Below are 14,812 nucleotides of genomic sequence, written 5' to 3' on the forward strand. Positions count from 1 at the left end.
TGATAACGTGACAGGATACTTTCCTTTCCAAGGAAGCAATACTGAGAGTGAACGTTTTAAAAACATAATTATTAATGGTGCAAATAAAGTATTAAGTGATATTCGTGTTTTAGAGAAAGAAATCAGTAAATTTAAGTCTTCTGAAAGATTAAAGTGGATGAAAATCGGAATTAATTACTACGATGGTAACCAAGACATAATGAAGCGTGAACGTAAGGTAATAGGTAAAAGTGGTCGCCTAGAAAGAGTAGATAACTTGCCAAATAACCAAGTTTTAGATAATCAATATGCAAAATTGGTTGATCAGAAAGTGAATTATCAGCTTGCCAAACCATTAACGATAGAAACTGAAAATAAGAGATATCTTGAATTGCTACAAGAGGTGTTTAATAAGCGGTTTCATCGAACGCTAAGAAATGTGGGTGAGGATGCTCTAAATGCAGGCATAAGCTATCTTTATCCATACTATAACGAATCTGGTGAATTTAAATTTAAGCATTTTAATAGCTTTGAAATTTTACCATTTTGGAGAGATAATTCTCACACTGAATTAGATGCATTCCTGCATTTATATAACGTTACTGTGTATGAAGGTGAAACAGAAGTTAATCGTGAATGTGTCGATCTATATAGTAAGGATGGGATTACAAGCTATATATGGTTTAACGGTCGATTAGTACTAGATGTTGAAAAAATACCTTCTTCTTATCTAACTGCAATTGATGAAGAAGGAAGTGAACAGCAGTTAAATTGGCAACGGATTCCCTTGATAGCATTTAAGTTTAATAGTAAAGAAATGCCTTTAATTCGCAGAGTGAAGAGTTTGCAAGATGGTATTAATTCAATGTTGAGTGATTTTCAGAATAATATGCAGGAAGATGCTCGCTCAACCATTTTAGTGTTGCATAACTATGATGGACAAGATTTAGGGGAATTCAGAAGGAATTTATCCCAATTTGGAGCAGTCAAAGTGCGTAGTTCAGATGGAGCAAAGGGTGGCGTTGAAACACTTCAAATTGAGGTTAACAAAGATAATTATGAATCGATTCTAAAACTCTTTAAAAAAGCGCTTATTGAAAATGGTCGTGGATATGATGCAAAAGATGAAAGAATGAGCAATAACCCAAACCAAATGAATATTCAAAGCATGTACAGTGATATTGAATTAGACGCAAATGGAATAGAAACTGAATTTCAAGCAGCGTTTGAGGATTTACTATGGTTTATTAATCAGCATTTAATAAATACAGGAAAAGGCGATTTCGAAGGGGAAAAGGTAAAGTTTATTTTCAATCGTGACACGTTAGTAAATGAATCTGAAGTAATAGAAAGTCTAAGTAAATCTACTGATTTATCACTTGAGACTCGTATTTCACAACATCCATATGTCGATGATGTGCAACGTGAGCTTGAGCGTATCAAGAAAGAACGCCTTGAAACTATGGAAGAGTATGATAGCTATAATGCTACTTTCAACCAAAATAAAGGTGAATTAGATGGCAAAGATTCGTGATTATTGGAGAAGACGTTTTGAGTTGTTACTAGATGCTGAACTCAATAAAAGTGAAACTTACATCATTGAAATGGAAAAGGCGTATATTCAAACCATGGCAGAGATTGAGAAGGACATAGCTAATTGGTATTTACGCTTTGCAGCTAATAATGAAATATCCATAACAGAAGCAAAACGATTACTTAAATCTCATGAGTTAAGGGAGTTTCAATGGACAGTAGAAGAGTACATTTTATATGGTGAAAAGAATGCTCTCAATCCAATATGGATGAAACAGCTTGAAAACGCCTCTGCACGAGTCCATATTAGCCGATTAGAAAGTTTGCAATTCCAATTGCAGCAACATATAGAAAAGCTCTATGGTGGTCAAATTGAAGGCGTAGAACGCTTAATGAAAGAAACGTATCAAAGTACTTTTCTTCATACTGCATTTGAAATCCAAAGTGCAATTGGAGTAGGTTTTACCATGCATGCACTAGACGAAACTAACCTTACAAAAATCATTAGCAAGCCATGGACTGCTGACAGCAGAACATTTAGTAATAAAATATGGCGTGATAAACAACTATTAGTTAATACATTGCATACAGAACTTACACAATCTATTGCTAGAGGTTTGGCCCCAGATAAGGTTATTGCGACGATTTCAAAAAAGCTAGATACATCTCGAAAGAATGCCGGAAGATTAGTAATGACTGAATCAGCATTTTTTAGTGCTTCTGCACAAAAAGAGACTTATAGTGAATTGAATGTAGAACGTTATGAAATTGTAGCAACGTTAGATAGCAAGACAAGTGATATCTGTCAATCAATGGATGGTATGGTATTCAAAATGAGTGAGTTTGAGCCTGGAGTAACAGCTAACCCATTCCACCCATGGTGCAGAACTACAACGGCACCGTATTTTGAGGATGACTTTAGTGAAAGAATTGCTAGAGGAAAAGATGGAAAAGTTTATTATATTGATAGCAAAATTAAATATTCTGAATGGAAAGAGAGATTTGTAGTATAAATTCTCGTCTTTTTGCACTTGTAGACGTTAAAGAATGAGTGACAACACCTATCGTGTCGTTACACGTTAAAAACGAATTAGGAGGCAAATAAGAATGAATAAAGAGCAGTTGATAGCATTAGGTTTAACAGCGGAACAAGCAGATAAGGTAATCAGTGGATTTGGGCAAATGGTTCCTAAGAGTCGATTGGATGATAAAATCAATGAGGTAAAAGACCTTAATGATCAGATTTCTCAGCGTGACAGGGATTTGAAAGACTTAAAGGATAAAGCTGCTGGTAATGAGGATCTTCAAACAAAGCTTGCAAATCTTCAAAAGCAATATGATGATGATAAATCATCTTTTGAAACAAAATTAAAGGACACTCAATTATCCAGTGCTCTTAAACTAGCATTAGCTGGAAAGGTTCATGATGCGGATCTAGTAACTGGGCTTATCGACAAAACAAAAATTGAATTAAGTGAAGATGGTAATGTCTCTAAAGGGCTTGATGAGCAGATTAAAGAACTGCAAACATCAAAGTCCTTTTTGTTTGTTCCGGAAAAGCCAAACAAGCCAACTCTTAGAGGATTTGTTCCAAGTGGTGGGAATAACGATGATGACAAATCAACAGATATTGGTGCGAACTTCGCTAAAATGGCAAACGAAAAAGCATCAAGCAACAAAAGTGATAATAGTCCATGGGGATAAAAGGAGGAATAATTAAATGCCATATGTAAAACCAATTCAAACAGCAAATCGAATTAATTTCTTAGCATCTTCCAAAGTGCAAGCTTTTACTTATCAAGTGAGTGATATAGGTATTACTGCAGATACAAACGGTAAAAAGGTCGTTAAAGCGGGAACATTCCTTCCAGCAAATGATGCAACTGCCAAAGGTATTTTGTATACAGATGTAGATGTGACAAATGGTCCGCAACCAGGTTCTTTAATCGTTGAAGCATATGTCTATGAAGCGCGTCTTCATACCGCTCCTTCAACAGAGGCTAAAGCAGCATTAACTAAAATTACATTTCGATAAAACGTAACTTATTTGACTGATAGGAGGAAATCAATATGCCAGATGTGTTAGAGCTTTTTAATTCAGAAACAGTATTAAATTATGTTAAAGAACGTCAATATAAGCCACTGTTAGGGGAAACGCTATTCCCTGAAGTGAAACATGAAACACTAGATTTCAGCTATTTAGTAGGAGCAAGTTCACTACCTGTAGTCGCCTCTGCTCATGCATTTGATACAGAAGCAGAAATTGGCTCACGTGAAGCTGCTAAGCAGGCTTTAGAGGCAGCATACGTTAAGCGTAAAATGCAACTTACAGAAAAGGATTTGATTGCTCTTCAATTCCCTCGAACTGAAGGAGAGCAAAAATATTTAATTGGTCAAGTTTTCAATGACATCGATAAGCTTGTTGCCGGTGTTAAAGCACGTATTGAATTAATGCGTATGGAGGCACTGACAACAGGCAAAGTTACACTGAACGAGAATGGTTTAAACATGACTGTAAATTATCATGTACCTACTGAACATCAAGAGACTTTAGCTGGTACTGATTTATGGACTGATCCAGCTGCTGATATTATTGGAACTTTAGAACGTTGGCAGGATTTATTAGATGAAAAAGCTACCAGAGCACTGACATCTACAAAAGTATTAACTCAAATTTTGCGTAATAGCAAAATTATCGGTTATTTATTTGGTAAGGATTCTAGTCGTATTCCAACTCGCCAAGATTTAAATGCATTCTTACAACAACATGATTTACCAACGATTGCTGTCTACGATTCAAAATATCGTAGGCAAGAAGCAAATGGTACCTATACTACCCACCGTTATTTAGGCGAAAACAAATTCGTTATGTTCGGTGATGGTATTCTTGGTGAAACATTATACGGACCAACACCTGAAGAAAGCCGCATGATTCGTGAAGGTGCAAATGTTTCTACAGTAGATAAGGTAATCGCTATGGTATATGAAGAAGGAAAAGACCCAATTTCTACATGGACAAAAGCTGCTGCTACTGCTATTCCTTCTTTCCCTGAAGCAAATAATGTATTTCAAGCGCAACCTATTGCGTAAGAAAGGATGAAACTGTATGACTACACAGCTTCGAGTGAAAATAAAAGATTCTGTATTTCCAATTCGTATTAAAGGAGCTCGTTACCATAATGGTGATGAGCTTATTGTTGATAAAAAGGATTTTTCAGATAAGATGATGGAAATTGTAGAGGAAGTTAAACAAGATCTCGAGTTTGAGGCTTTAAAAGAAAAAGCGAAAGAATTGAAAATAAAAAGTTATACAAAAATGGAAAAAGAAGAGTTACAAGCTGCTGTCGAAGAAAAACTAGCTGAAGAAAGCGAGTGATTCTATTGCTGCAGGAAGTCAAAAATCGTTTGCAATCTTTAGGAATTACAGTTTCAACTGCCCCTAGTAATACAGATGAAATGGTAATTACCTTTAGTATTGAAAAGGTGACAAATTTTATCAAAAATCAAACAAATTTAAACGCTATACCAGAAGGATTGTTAGAAATTGCCATTGACATGATTGCTGGTGAATTTCTTTTTACAAAAAAGTCTATGGGTCTATTAAATATAGATTCCATAGACTTTGGTCTAATTGAAAAGCAAGTACAAGAAGGTGATACAAACGTCACTTTTGTTGTTGAGGTCAATAGTACTCCGGAGGCACAATTCAACGCATTTGTTCAATATTTAAGACATAATGAAGTTGATTTTGTAAGGTATAGGGTACTGTTATGGTGAATTCACGAAGAAAAGCCATAGAAAAACTTTATAAGGGAGTTTGTACTATTAAAGAGTTTCAATCTGTAAAAGATCCAGAAACAAAGAGGACCAAGCAGACTGAAGTAGTAATTCTTAAAGACCAACCTTGCCGTTTATCTATTAAAACTGTATCTGCAACTGGTGAGAGGGACAATGCAGCTACAATATCACAAGTGACAAAGTTATTTATTGCACCCGAGGTTGAAATTAAACCAGGAACTAAAATAGTGGTTACACAAAACCAAAGAACTACTGAATACTCTTATAGTGGGTTTCCAGCAGTTTATCCTACTCATCAAGAAATTGTCCTAAAGCTTTTTGAAGGATGGGCATAATGGCTAGATGGGGAAGTGTAGATTTTCAACAGTTAAAAAACTTACAGAAGAAGATGGAGAAGCTACAAAGCAGTGAGTTTGAAAAGTTTTGTGAGGATGTAGCTAAGGAATTGGCTGCTAGGCTGCTTGCTAAGGTAATTAAGCGTACACCTGTTGGGGAATACCCTAATTCATCGGGGAAAAAAGGGGGTACCTTAAGACGGGGCTGGACAGCTAAAACACATGCTGAAGCTGCTGCTGCAACATCTAATAAAAACGCAAAGGCTTACGCTCACGCGCTGCCTGTAACCAAAACAGGAAATACTTTTCAAATTGAGATTATTAATCCTGTAAACTATGCTCCATATGTAGAATATGGGCACCGAACCCGCAATCATAAAGGTTGGGTAAGAGGTAGGTTTATGCTGACAATTTCTGAGGATGAATTACGATCACAAGCACAGCAAATTGTAAATCGGAAAGTTACCGAATTCATAAGGAAGTGCTTTGGATGATTAATGGTATCATTGATGGTATCTCTATTAAACTTTATCAAGAATTTGGCGATGGTTACGAAATTTATAGTGAAGAAATCAAGCAGGGCTTAATAGAGCCTTGTTTTTTTATTGCGTTCTTAAGGTATGGACAGACCCAAATTATAGGCCAAAGATACTTTAAAGAGCACTTTTTCGACATTCATTACTTTCCAGTAAGTACACAAGATAAAAATTTTGAATTGAATGAGGTTGCCGAAGAATTAACTGATGCCTTGGAATACATCACAGTTAATGGAGACCTTGTTCGTGGAACTAATCTGAATGGTGAAATCGTTGATGGAGTACTTCACTTTTTTGTTAACTACAATATGCATGTCTATAAAGCAAAGGATCCAATCCCACATATGGGAGATCTGAAAATCTTTCCACGTACAAAAAGAGGTGGTGGTTAATCATGGCAAAAGAAAAAGAAAAGATGAAAACTACTTTTCGGAAGGAACAACTTGTAAATAGTAAAAAATATGCTGAATATCGAGATGTATTGAATGCAATCTTGATTGATGGACAGCATTACACAGTAGCGCAAGTGGATGAAGAATTAAAAACATTTTTAGAAGGTAAGGTGAAAAAATAATGGCATTGGGCGGCGGTACGTTTTTAACGCAAAATAAGAAGCTTAATGGTACGTATATCAACTTCATTAGCGTTGCCAGAGCAACTGCAACGTTGAGTGATCGTGGATATGCTGCTTTACCTCTTCGTCTAGATTGGGGAAAGGATGATGAGGTTTTTACTGTGACTCAAGCAGAACTGCAGAAAAACTCACGGATAATTTTTGGTTACGATTATACCCATGAAAAACTAAGAGGTATACGTGACCTTTTTAAAAATATCCATACAGCCTACTTTTATAAGTTGATGAAAAATGGTGTGGCGGCTTCGAATACCTATGCTACAGCAAAATATAAAGGGGTTCGAGGAAATGACTTAACAACTGTTGTTACTGCAAATGTTGATGATCCAGGAAAAGTCGATGTCCTAACTTATTTGGGTACTAGTTTAGTGGATTCACAGACTGTGTTGCCTAATACAGATAACTTATTAGACAACGATTATGTAAGCTGGAAAACAAATGTGGCATTGCAAGCAACGGTAGGTATGCCATTTACACTTGGAACGAATGGTGATCCAGTGGAAGGTGCTGAGCATCAAGCAGCGCTAAATGCACTCGAGCCATACTCCTTTAATGCTTTAGGATGCTTATCTATTGAGAATCCGGTTAAAAGCCTATATGCGGAATTTACAAAGCGCATGCGTGATCAAGTAGGTGTTAAATTTCAATGTATCCTCCATAAAAAGAACGATGTGGACCATGAAGGGGTTATTTCTGTTAAAAATGATGTGATTGATGATACGAATATTGCTTCAGCAGTTTTTTGGGTAACTGGTGCTGCAGCTGGTTGTGCAGTTAATAAGTCAAACACTAACAAGAAATATGATGGTGAGTTTGCTATTGAGACAAAATTTAGCCAACCACAATTAGAAGCAGCGATTGATGGAGGAGAATTTACTTTCCATAATGTTGGGGATGAAGTGCGGGTACTGGATGACATCAATACATTTATCTCTTTCACTGTTGATAAAAATGTTGATTTTTCTAGTAATCAAACTATTCGTGTTCTTGATCAGATAGGCAATGATATTGCTGTCTTGTTTAATACTAAATATCTTGGACAAGTCCCGAATGACAAAGGTGGTCAGATTGCACTCTGGAATGATATCACCAAGCACCATCAAGAATTAGAAAGATTAAGAGCCCTTGAAGATTTTGACCCTGATAATGTGACTGTAGAAAAAGGGGAAACTAAAAAATCAGTTGTTGTTACTGATTATGTAACTCCAGTTAATGCAATGGCTCAATTATATATGACTGTGATGGTTGCTTAAGAAAGGGGTTGGTATTGAAATGAAAGAAAAAGAAAAAAACAATAAACATTTTTTAAAATTAGATTTGCAATTGTTTGCCCAAAGTATGAATGCCAAAGATACAATTAGTGCTTCTCTTGCGGAATGTTTTGTAACGATGGAAGGTATTCGATATAACTTTATGCAAGCAATTAATCTGGAAGCATCAATGGAAAAAACTAAAAGTGAGGTTCCGATCCTTGGCAAGACCGGTAAAGGAAATAAAGCTACGGGATGGACTGGAAGTGGATCAGCAACATTTCATTATAATACTTCTATTTTCCGTGAATTGCTCTACCGTTTTAAAAAGACGGGAGAAGATATCTATTTCGATATTCAAGTCACTAATGAAGATCCTACATCAGGTGCAGGTCGCCAAACCGTCATTTTAAAAGATTGCAATATTGATGGTGGTATACTAACTAAGTTTGATGCAGATGCAGAATACTTAGATGAGGATATGGATTTTACATTTGACGATTGGGAAATTCCAGAGAAATTTACTTTGCTATCAGGCATGCAATAACATTGGATGATTATTCTAAGGCACTCTCAAATTGAGGGTGTCTTTTCGTTAAGGGAGGTTGTAAATGGTGAATTTAAGTATTCAATTGAAAAATGCAGAAGAGTTTCAAAAATTGTTAAGGAAAGCTGCTAGCCTCTCAAACCAATTAGAAGAAACTCTTCAGCAGATTAATAAATTTGAATTGAATTTTGAAACTAAACTAGAAACCTAACTTTTTTTGAATATATTCTTGAGTAGCAGTTTCTAACATCGTTTGCCAATCTTTAAAATTGGTATTTTTCATAACATGTTGATCCATTTCATCGTCAGGAATAGCTTCAAAGTCATTTTGACTTTCAACTTTAAAGCTACCAGCTTTTAAAAACTCATCAAATGAATTAAACTTTGTGTTTTTACTCATGAATGATGTAATAAATAATTCATCAAAAGAAATACTGGTAGTTTTTCCAAGTTCCTTTGCAGCACTTTCCATATTTTTTAACTGTTTTTGTAATTTATCTAAACCCTTGACTTTAAATTTAGACATTATTTCCACCCCCTTTCTTATGTTTTTATTCGACATAAAAGGATAAAATACCTATTTCAATTTTAGGAGGATTATTAAATGAGTAATTTTAGTGCATTTTTAAGTCAAAATGCTGTGAAAGTCGAAAATGTTAAATATGCGGCATCTAAAAGATTCCTAGATGAAAATAAAAAGCCGATGGAGTGGGAAATCTGCGGCATTACTTCTACTGAAGACGAAGCTCTAAGAAAAGCTTGTACTAAAAAGGTTCCGGTTCCAGGCAAACGGAACCAGTTTGTTCCAGAAACAGATTATAATGCTTACCTTGGAAAGTTGGCTGCTAGATGTACAGTTTTTCCTAACCTTAATGAAGCAGAACTGCAGAATAGTTATGGTGTAATGGGTGCAGATGCTCTTCTTAAAACAATGTTAACTCCTGGTGAGTATGCTGATTACTTAGCAAAAGTCCAAGAGGTAAATGGTTTTGAAGTACCAATGGAAGATTTGGTTGAAGAAGCAAAAAACTAATAAATGAAGGTGATTATGAGGCTAACATAGCTTATTATTGCCTTCATAAGTTGCATAAATGGCCTTCTGAGTTTGATGGGCTTCCAAAGAATGAAAAAGCAATGGTTATAGCTGCTGTTCAACTTAAACAAGAGGCAGAGAAGAAAGCTGAGAAAGAAGCCAAGAGAAAAGGTAGACGTGGTAAGAAGAAATAGAAAGTATCCCTCCTTTTTTGTATACTTGTGGAAAAGGAGGGATACATATGGCTCAAAATAAAGTAATTGCTGGCGATTACGAAGGAAGTATAGTTATGGGGTTTGTTACACCAGGAATTTATCCAACACCAAAAACACCAATAGAACTAACGAAAGAGAATGTAAATAGTTATGAGGTCATCACCGAAGAGCACAGAAAAAGTGCTGCTAGTGGAATTACTAGGGGTTTAGTTGGTGGAGCTTTATTGGGTCCAGTTGGATTGCTAGTTGGTTTAACTGCAAAAACAAAAGGAACACATGTAATTGCCATTGAATTTAAGGATGGAAAGAAAAGCCTTATAGAAATTGATGAAAAATTGTATAAGGCATTAATCAAAAGGTTGTTCTGATTATGTTATTTAGTGTATTTTCCAAAAAATATAGAGCTAAAGATGAACAATCGTTTATTAATATGAGCATCTATAAGAGAGTTTTAGGAGATATAGAAAAAAGTAAGTATTGTAGTATTTCGGAAGAAGAAATGCAATTTATCTATCAATTAATACTTAAACTTTTTCGATGTGGGGAAACAAAAAGTATAAGGTTAACAAGAATGAGTAATAAAGCAATTTCTGTAACATACAATACCTATCCAATTGGTAAGGTAAGGTTACAAGGAAGAAAAACGTGGATGCAAATTTTAATAGATTTATATGAGTATGAGACTTTGGAAGGTAACCTAAATGATTATATTGACGGAATAGACCATTGGATATTGTATATAAAAAAACATTTAAACGCGACTTGAAGTTGCGTTTTTTTATTTAAGTGGGTGGTTGATCTGGCAACAATTAGGACAGCTATACAGATTTATGATGGTATGTCACCAGCATTTAGATCTATGAATAACGCCATGAATATTGTTCTAAATTCCTTTGAAAGCCTGCAGAGGGCTTCTGGAAATACAATTGATACAGGTAGTATTCAAACTGCTAGACAAGAATTAGTAAGAGCTGAAACAGCTTTTAACCGGATTGAACAAGAAATAAGAGAAGCAGATCGCCAGCAACAAATACTTAATAACAATATACGCGGAGGAACTTCAGCTGCTAATGGGTTATTAACCAAGCTAGGAGCGATAGTAGCTACTTATTTAGGAATTCATACATCAGGGAACATTATTAAACTTTCGGATGAGGCGACAAATACAACGGCCCGTTTAAATCTTTTACTAGATGAAAACAGCACTCAACAAGAATTAGACAATTTACAAAACATGATATTCGATTCTGCTCAACGTTCATACAGTTCATACTTAGATACTGCTGCTGTTGTATCCAAACTCGGCATTCTTGCAGGAAAGGCATTTACCGGTAATGATGAAATTATTGCTTTTACAGAACTAATGAATAAGAACTTTGCAATTGGCGGGCAGGGTATACAGGAACAAACTGCGGCAATGTATCAACTTACTCAAGCAATGGCGGCAGGTAAATTACAGGGGGATGAATTCCGATCAATTACGGAAAACGCTCCGTTACTCGCCCAAGCGATTGAGGAACAAATGAGAAAAATCGATCCTAAAGGAAGTATGAAAGAATGGTCAGCTGAAGGTTTGCTTACGGCTGATATAATTAAGAGTGCAATGTTTTCGGCAGCTGATGAAATTAATGAAAAGTTTAATTCTATGCCACTTACATTTTCTCAACTGTGGGAGAATTTTAAGAGTGATTCTTTTTTGGCTTTCCAACCAGTGCTTCAAAAGATAAACGAAATAGCAAATAATGATAAATTTCATGGTGCAATTAATGGAATTGTTAATTCGTTTTATACTCTATCAAATGTTGTATTATCAACTCTTTCTGTATTTATGTCCATAGGTGGGTTTATCTATGATAATTGGTCAATAATCGGTCCAGTGATAATGGGATTAGCTACTACTTTAGGAATTTATACAGGGGTACTGATTGCCCATAAAGTTGCTTTGATGGGAGTAGCGGCATGGAATTCAATTTTAGCTTTAAGAACAGCGGGTCAAGCTGCGGCAACTACTATGGCAGCAGGAGCAACATTTATGCAAACAGCAGCTCAATATGGGTTAAACGCAGCATTATATGCATGTCCTATCACATGGATTATTCTAGGTATAATTGCTGTGATATCCGTTATTTATCTAGCAGTTGCAGCAATAAACAAATTTGCGGGAACATCTTATTCTGCAACTGGAATTATTTCAGGTGCTTTTGCTGTTATGGGAGCGTTTATTGCGAATGTGTTTATGGGATTATTAGAAATTATTTTTGGAGTTATAGAGTTCCTCTATAATAACTGGGTTACATTTGCAAACTTTTTAGGGAATGTATTTAATGATCCTGTTGCATCCATCATTCATTTATTTGGGGATTTGGCTGATAACGTTCTTGGTGTAATTGAAAAAATAGCCAAAGCACTAGATTTTGTGTTTGGTTCGAATTTAGCAAGTACTGTTTCAGGGTGGCGTTCTACCCTAAGTGAAATGACAAACTGGGCTGCAGAAAAGTACGGAAATGGAACTTATGAGGTTCTTTATGACAAATTGGATATGGATAGTGTACTTGCTGACTTAGGAGTAAAATTAGACCGTTTTGAGTACTCGAACGCCTGGGATACTGGTTATGATTGGGGAAAAGGTGTAGAGGATAAAATTAGTGGTGCATTCAAGATGGATGATCTTCTTGGTAATGCAGGGGTATTAGATAATTTTCCAGTGGCAGATGCACTTGATAAAATCGGTGATAAAGGTTCAGACACTGCTGGAAATACGAAAAAAATGGCCGACTCCATGGAAGCTTCTGAGGAAGATTTGAAATATCTCCGTGATCTTGCAGAACAAGAAGTAATTAATAGATTTACAACAGCAGAGATTAAAGTTGATTTTAGCAGCCAGAACACAATTAACTCTGAACTTGATCTCGATGGTATCATCGATAAATTTACTGAGAAACTAGAGGAAGCAATCGATATTGCTGCTGAGGGGGAATAACAGATGTATGGCGTATATATGGATGATGTGCAGTTACCTGTTGCGCCATCCAAGTTATCAACAAAAATACGAAATAAGAATAAGACGATCACTTTAATCAATGAAGGTGAAGTCAATATGTTGAAGACAGCTGGATTAACCGAGCTGTCTTTTGATGTTTTATTGCCAAATGTAAAATATCCTTTTGCTGTGTATCCAAATGGATATCAGCCAGCAACATTTTTCCTCGAAAAGTTTGAGAAATTTAAAACAGATAAGCAACCATTCCAGTTTATTGTTACTCGCTCTAAACCCAATGGTGATTTACTCTTTGATACCAACTTGAAGGTTACACTTGAAGAGTATGAAATTATTGAAGATGCTGAAGAAGGTTTTGATATTACCGTCAGAATAGAGTTGAAACAATATAGAGATTATGGAACAAAAAAACTTGTTATTAAAACCAATACAAGCGGCTCTCAGACTACCAAAAAGGTAACGACAACTAAAACTAGACCAACTAGTAAAACGCCTCCTAAAACGTACACTGTGAAGTCTGGTGATTCTTTGTGGGCTATTTGTAAGAAGGTTTTAGGGGATGGTTCAAAAGTTGATGAAATTGCAAAATTAAACGGCATTAAGAATCCAAACATGATTAATATTGGGCAGGTGATTAAGTTTGGCTAATGCACAATTAATCATCCAAAATGGTTCACAAATAATGGAGGTGGCTGCTGAAGAAGGGGTTATTTGGGAAACCACACGAAAGGGTGTACCAGGTAAACTTACTTTTTCTGTTGTAAAAGATGAGGCGTTAAATTTCCAAGAAGGGAATGCAGTCCGTTTTATTTATGATGGAGTAAAAATCTTCTACGGATTTGTATTTACAAAAAAGCGCAGCAGTAACGATTTAATTGCTGTCACCTGTTATGACCAGCTGCGGTATTTTAAAAATAAAGACACATATGTGTACAAAAATAAAACTGCCAGCGAGTTTTTGCAAATGTTAATTGCTGACTTCAACATGAAAGCAGGAAAAATTGAAAATACAGGTTTTAAGATTCCTTCGAGAATTGAGGACAATAAAACACTTTTTGATATGGTACAAAGTGCTTTAGATTTTACACTGCAAAGTACTCGTAAAATGTATGTTCTTTATGATGATTTTGGAGCAGTCACTCTACAAAATATTGAATCAATGAAACTAGATTTATTAATTGACGAAGAGACAGGTGAAAGTTTTGACTATACATCATCCATAGATTCAAACACCTACAACAAAATTAAATTATCTTTTGAAAATAAGGATAAAGGAACCCGTGAAATCTATATTGCTCAAGATAGCAAGAGGATGAATGATTGGGGAATACTGCAATTATTTGAGACGATCCAGAATAATGTGAATGGCAAAGCAAAAGCTGACGCATTACTTTCGCTTTATAATCAAAAGACACGTGATTTAAGTATAAAAAAGGCATTTGGAGATCCCCGTGTAAGGGCCGGAAGTAGTTTAGGAGTTGGACTTTATTTAGGGGATATTACAGTTGCAAATTACATGATAGTCGAAAATGTAAAACATACATTTAATGAAAATGAACATTATATGGACTTAAGGTTAATTGGTGGTGAGTTCATTGCGTAATATAAATGATTTTGCAGCAGTTTTGAAAAAGGCTGGCAGAGGAGCAGTAAACTCGACGGATCCTGTTCATATTTTATATGGTGAGGTAACAGGTATTTCACCATTAAAAATATTGGTTGAACAACGGTTGGAGTTAGATGATGAGCTTTTAATATTAACTCGTGCTGTTCGAGACTATGAAGTAGAAATGACAGTGGATCATATGACAGAAGTTGTTGATCTACATGCACACCCATATACCGGTCGTAAGAAATTTATTATTCATAATGGTTTAGTCATGGGTGATAAAGTAAAACTCTTACGTGTACAAGGTGGTCAGAAATATGTCGTATTTGATAAGGAGTAATGCTC

At 35.6% G+C, this 14,812-nt stretch carries 22 protein-coding genes; 21 read left to right on the top strand and 1 reads right to left on the bottom strand.

Translation table 11 applies throughout. The annotated features are described in order from the left end of the window. Positions 1–7 precede the first annotated feature (7 nt). The 14 genes from C1726_RS16020 (at position 8) to C1726_RS26245 (ending at position 8,823) form a co-directional block, all read left to right on the top strand. Entirely contained in the window at positions 8–1,513 is a 1,506-nt protein-coding gene (locus C1726_RS16020) for a phage portal protein (RefSeq protein WP_216629070.1), read from the top strand. Continuing rightward, positions 1,497–2,525, top strand: coding sequence for a minor capsid protein (locus C1726_RS16025; protein ID WP_102274084.1), 1,029 nt, complete (start codon positions 1,497–1,499; stop codon positions 2,523–2,525). Before C1726_RS16020 ends, C1726_RS16025 begins: the two co-directional genes overlap by 17 nt. A 94-nt stretch (positions 2,526–2,619) precedes the next feature. Further along, positions 2,620–3,216 (top strand): phage scaffolding protein, encoded by a 597-nt coding sequence (locus C1726_RS16030; RefSeq protein WP_102274085.1) that lies wholly within the window; start codon positions 2,620–2,622, stop codon positions 3,214–3,216. Between the two features lie 16 nt (positions 3,217–3,232). Continuing rightward, entirely contained in the window at positions 3,233–3,547 is a 315-nt protein-coding gene (locus tag C1726_RS16035; protein ID WP_102274086.1) for a hypothetical protein, read from the top strand. Positions 3,548–3,582: 35 nt separating this feature from the next. Next, positions 3,583–4,602, top strand: a complete 1,020-nt coding sequence (locus C1726_RS16040; RefSeq protein ID WP_102274087.1) for a major capsid protein — start codon at positions 3,583–3,585, stop codon at positions 4,600–4,602. Between the two features lie 16 nt (positions 4,603–4,618). Beyond that, the gene (locus C1726_RS16045) at positions 4,619–4,888 is read left to right on the top strand and encodes a hypothetical protein (RefSeq protein ID WP_102274088.1); all 270 of its coding nucleotides are present in this window, start codon (positions 4,619–4,621) and stop codon (positions 4,886–4,888) included. Between the two features lie 5 nt (positions 4,889–4,893). Beyond that, on the top strand, positions 4,894–5,289 hold the full coding sequence (locus C1726_RS16050) for a hypothetical protein (RefSeq protein WP_142385098.1): 396 nt from the start codon (positions 4,894–4,896) through the stop codon (positions 5,287–5,289). Next, positions 5,286–5,645 carry an ABC transporter ATP-binding protein gene (locus tag C1726_RS16055; RefSeq protein WP_216629071.1) on the top strand — a complete coding sequence of 120 codons (360 nt, stop codon included), beginning with the start codon at positions 5,286–5,288 and terminating at the stop codon, positions 5,643–5,645. The genes C1726_RS16050 and C1726_RS16055 overlap by 4 nt, the downstream gene beginning before the upstream one ends. Then, positions 5,645–6,139: an HK97 gp10 family phage protein gene (locus C1726_RS16060; RefSeq protein ID WP_102274091.1), complete on the top strand. Its 495-nt coding sequence runs from the start codon at positions 5,645–5,647 to the stop codon at positions 6,137–6,139. The genes C1726_RS16055 and C1726_RS16060 overlap by 1 nt, the downstream gene beginning before the upstream one ends. Then, the gene (locus C1726_RS16065; RefSeq protein WP_102274092.1) at positions 6,136–6,573 is read left to right on the top strand and encodes a phage tail terminator family protein; all 438 of its coding nucleotides are present in this window, start codon (positions 6,136–6,138) and stop codon (positions 6,571–6,573) included. The genes C1726_RS16060 and C1726_RS16065 overlap by 4 nt, the downstream gene beginning before the upstream one ends. 2 nt (positions 6,574–6,575) lie before the next feature. Beyond that, complete coding sequence (locus C1726_RS16070) at positions 6,576–6,755, top strand: hypothetical protein (RefSeq protein WP_102274093.1); 180 nt, start codon at positions 6,576–6,578, stop codon at positions 6,753–6,755. Beyond that, the gene (locus tag C1726_RS16075) at positions 6,755–8,068 is read left to right on the top strand and encodes a phage tail sheath family protein (protein ID WP_102274094.1); all 1,314 of its coding nucleotides are present in this window, start codon (positions 6,755–6,757) and stop codon (positions 8,066–8,068) included. Before C1726_RS16070 ends, C1726_RS16075 begins: the two co-directional genes overlap by 1 nt. A 19-nt stretch (positions 8,069–8,087) precedes the next feature. Beyond that, a complete protein-coding gene (locus tag C1726_RS16080; RefSeq protein WP_102274095.1) occupies positions 8,088–8,612 on the top strand; it encodes a phage tail tube protein in 525 nt (174 codons plus the stop codon). 64 nt (positions 8,613–8,676) lie between these two features. Further along, positions 8,677–8,823 carry a hypothetical protein gene (locus C1726_RS26245; protein WP_180968332.1) on the top strand — a complete coding sequence of 49 codons (147 nt, stop codon included), beginning with the start codon at positions 8,677–8,679 and terminating at the stop codon, positions 8,821–8,823. Here the strand turns inward: C1726_RS26245 and C1726_RS16085 are convergent. After that, positions 8,812–9,138 (bottom strand): hypothetical protein, encoded by a 327-nt coding sequence (locus C1726_RS16085; RefSeq protein ID WP_102274096.1) that lies wholly within the window; start codon positions 9,136–9,138, stop codon positions 8,812–8,814. The two genes, C1726_RS26245 and C1726_RS16085, sit on opposite strands and share 12 nt — an antisense overlap. A gap of 78 nt (positions 9,139–9,216) precedes the next feature. Here C1726_RS16085 and C1726_RS16090 point away from each other — a divergent pair, with 78 nt between their 5' ends. From C1726_RS16090 to C1726_RS16125, 7 genes are all read left to right on the top strand, one after another. After that, positions 9,217–9,645, top strand: a complete 429-nt coding sequence (locus C1726_RS16090) for a phage tail assembly chaperone (RefSeq protein ID WP_102274097.1) — start codon at positions 9,217–9,219, stop codon at positions 9,643–9,645. 241 nt (positions 9,646–9,886) lie between these two features. After that, positions 9,887–10,228 (top strand): hypothetical protein, encoded by a 342-nt coding sequence (locus C1726_RS16100; RefSeq protein ID WP_102274099.1) that lies wholly within the window; start codon positions 9,887–9,889, stop codon positions 10,226–10,228. Positions 10,229–10,230: 2 nt separating this feature from the next. Continuing rightward, positions 10,231–10,626 (top strand): hypothetical protein, encoded by a 396-nt coding sequence (locus tag C1726_RS16105; RefSeq protein ID WP_102274100.1) that lies wholly within the window; start codon positions 10,231–10,233, stop codon positions 10,624–10,626. 24 nt (positions 10,627–10,650) lie between these two features. Next, complete coding sequence (locus tag C1726_RS16110) at positions 10,651–12,840, top strand: tape measure protein (RefSeq protein WP_102274101.1); 2,190 nt, start codon at positions 10,651–10,653, stop codon at positions 12,838–12,840. 3 nt (positions 12,841–12,843) lie between these two features. Continuing rightward, positions 12,844–13,506, top strand: a complete 663-nt coding sequence (locus C1726_RS16115) for a LysM peptidoglycan-binding domain-containing protein (RefSeq protein ID WP_102274102.1) — start codon at positions 12,844–12,846, stop codon at positions 13,504–13,506. Further along, positions 13,499–14,461 (top strand): XkdQ/YqbQ family protein, encoded by a 963-nt coding sequence (locus tag C1726_RS16120; protein WP_216629072.1) that lies wholly within the window; start codon positions 13,499–13,501, stop codon positions 14,459–14,461. The genes C1726_RS16115 and C1726_RS16120 overlap by 8 nt, the downstream gene beginning before the upstream one ends. Further along, the gene (locus C1726_RS16125) at positions 14,454–14,807 is read left to right on the top strand and encodes a DUF2577 domain-containing protein (protein WP_216629073.1); all 354 of its coding nucleotides are present in this window, start codon (positions 14,454–14,456) and stop codon (positions 14,805–14,807) included. The genes C1726_RS16120 and C1726_RS16125 overlap by 8 nt, the downstream gene beginning before the upstream one ends. The last annotated feature ends 5 nt before the right edge of the window (positions 14,808–14,812 follow it).

This window comes from Cytobacillus massiliigabonensis (genome assembly GCF_900199725.1).
Classification (GTDB): domain Bacteria; phylum Bacillota; class Bacilli; order Bacillales; family Cytobacillaceae; genus Cytobacillus; species Cytobacillus massiliigabonensis.